This window comes from Vibrio genomosp. F6 (assembly GCF_005146325.1).
GTDB classification, from domain to species: Bacteria; Pseudomonadota; Gammaproteobacteria; order Enterobacterales; family Vibrionaceae; genus Vibrio; species Vibrio cortegadensis.
The window spans coordinates 1-2,223 of the sequence record NZ_SYUT01000059.1; the positions used below are offsets into that span (position 1 = coordinate 1).

Annotated in this window: 4 protein-coding genes; all 4 read left to right on the plus strand. The window is 39.7% G+C overall.

The genetic code is table 11. The annotated features are described in order from the left end of the window. On the plus strand, positions 1-641 hold a 641-nt coding region (locus FCV43_RS18000), incomplete at its 5' end, for a hypothetical protein (RefSeq protein WP_206380340.1). 111 nt (positions 642-752) lie between these two features. Continuing rightward, positions 753-1,160, plus strand: coding sequence for a bleomycin resistance protein (locus FCV43_RS18005; protein ID WP_136995930.1), 408 nt, complete (start codon positions 753-755; stop codon positions 1,158-1,160). Positions 1,161-1,338: 178 nt separating this feature from the next. After that, on the plus strand, positions 1,339-1,731 hold the full coding sequence (locus FCV43_RS18010; protein WP_136995931.1) for a hypothetical protein: 393 nt from the start codon (positions 1,339-1,341) through the stop codon (positions 1,729-1,731). 146 nt (positions 1,732-1,877) lie between these two features. Further along, entirely contained in the window at positions 1,878-2,195 is a 318-nt protein-coding gene (locus tag FCV43_RS18020; RefSeq protein WP_136995932.1) for a low molecular weight protein tyrosine phosphatase family protein, read from the plus strand. The last annotated feature ends 28 nt before the right edge of the window (positions 2,196-2,223 follow it).

The window sequence follows — 2,223 nt, forward strand, 5'->3', positions numbered from 1 at the left end:
GAGTTTACTCCGATTTGAATTTTGTGTTTACGGTGCAGTGGTTTAGTTTGGGTGTTATAGCGTTGTCGCACCTTAATTGGGCGTTAGCTTTTATGGAGGAAACTGTGAAGTTATCAAATATAAGTCTGTGTTTAGCAGTGTTAATTAGTAGCGAAGCTTTTGCTTTTGACTCTGACATAACTAACATATTGGGCTTTCCGATCGGTGGAACTTTGGCACACGAACTTGTGGAACTTGATGATAACAAGTACCCAACTAGGATCATTAAGCTTGATGTACTTGATAAGCAGGGAACATCACTTTTTGAGGAAGCTCAGATTCAAATTATTGAGTCCACCAAGTTAGTGTACTCACTCGAAGCAGAAAAGGAGTTTCCTAATCAAGAGGCTTGTGTAAGTGAATATAAATTGCTTTTTGATACTCTTGATAGCAAATACCAACATTTAAAGGTGGTAAACACAGTCTCTATTGCTGGTAAGACGTTCTCAACGTTTGAAGGGTATCTTTCGACAAATGGTGAAAGAAAGCTATCACTCAGTTGTGCACAAAAAGACTCTAATAATCCTAAACACACGTTAGTACTTTCAGCAAGAGATGTGAAGTTGACTGATGAGGCAGCTAAACTTTGGGCAACGTACTAAAAGCTAACAAAGCGTTCAAGAGTGATTCCTTACGCTTGCTGGTTTCGCTTCGCTCACAGTATAGCAAGCGTGCGTCACACCTTAACGCGGCGTTATGTGAATAGGGAAATTATGACATTACGAGTAGTCCCAGAATTATATTGTTTCGATATTAATGTTAGTAAATCTTACTTTATCAATGTGTTAGGTTTTTCTGTTAAATACGAACGACCTGAAGAGGAGTTTGCGTATTTAACTCTAGATGGCGTGGATATCATGCTTGAAGGGATCGACAGTAATAGTCGTAAATGGGCTTCAGGATCTTTGACATCGCCATTAGGTCGAGGTGTGAATTTTCAATGGGACGTAAAGGATATTGAATCGTTGTATCGTGGTATTTGTGAAAAATCGCCAGATACTATCTATTTGGTTCTGGAATCTAAGTCTTATCAATGTGGTGATGTAATAACAACTCAAAAACAATTTATTGTGCAAACTCCGGATGGTTATTTGTTTCGGTTTTGCCAAGATATACGCTGAAAGAATTCACATAACAAAACGTTTAAGAGTGATTCCCAACGCTCGGCGGCTTCAGCTCAAAGTTTGGCTTAAGTGATTATGGCACAATGACTTAAGTTTGGTGGCAGCGTTGCTCACACCTTAACGTGGCGTTATGTGCCTGGTCAGCGGTTGGTTAAAATTTTATGAGGATGGTGTGGTGAGTAGTGAACTAGAAATTGCTTTGTTGATTAACAATGTAGGAGCCTCTGCTGTCGGAGGAGCACTAATTGGAGTGTGGCACGACATCAAAGGTAAACGTTTACCAGAGTTTCGAACAGTTGATAATCCGGAGAATGATCCACCAAGAAGACAGGCTCGTTCCAATATATCTGAGCGTGGGGCGTTTGTTATGGCTTGTACTCTATTATCCTCTTTCGTAGGGTTATTAATTGGGCTTTATTATCTGGGCTTTGCAAAAGAGTCGACGCCCAACATATATGGGCAAATATTTATTGCACTATTGGCCGGTTTCTTGATGCCAAAACTTCTTGAGCATTCTGAGAAGATGTCTATTTCTAAACTAATTAGCCGATTTACTAATTTAAAGTAAGCACATAACAAACGCTTTAAGACGGATTCGCAACGCATGGCATTTTCATCATGCGTTGATTTTTGTGATTAAGGTAGCGTGCGGAAGCATCGTATTGCGTTGCTCACCACTTAAGCGGGCGTTATGTGATTTCGAGAAATTTACCTATGAATCTACTATTTATATGCAGTCGCAATAAGCTTCGTAGTCCGACAGGCGAAGCTGTTTTTGGTGATTACGCCAATCTGGAGGTTCGTTCAGCAGGTATCAGTAATGATGCTCAAGCACCATTGGGAACAGAAGATATCAACTGGGCAGATATTATATTTGTAATGGAACAATCTCATAAGAACAAGCTTGCAAAGAAGTTTAGAAAGCAGTTGAGCGGGCAGCGAGTTGTTTGTTTAGGAATACCAGATGTATATAAATATATGGACCCTGAACTGATCGAAATATTCGAAAGAGAAGTTCCAAGGTATCTTTAGTGTTAATCACATAACAAGAGACTATGGC

Excerpts from the sequence above, each read along its gene's own strand:
- FCV43_RS18005 (WP_136995930.1), top strand. The coding sequence starts at position 753 with ATGACATTACGAGTAGTCCCAGAATTATATTGTTTCGATATTAATGTT.
- FCV43_RS18020 (WP_136995932.1), top strand. The coding sequence starts at position 1,878 with ATGAATCTACTATTTATATGCAGTCGCAATAAGCTTCGTAGTCCGACA.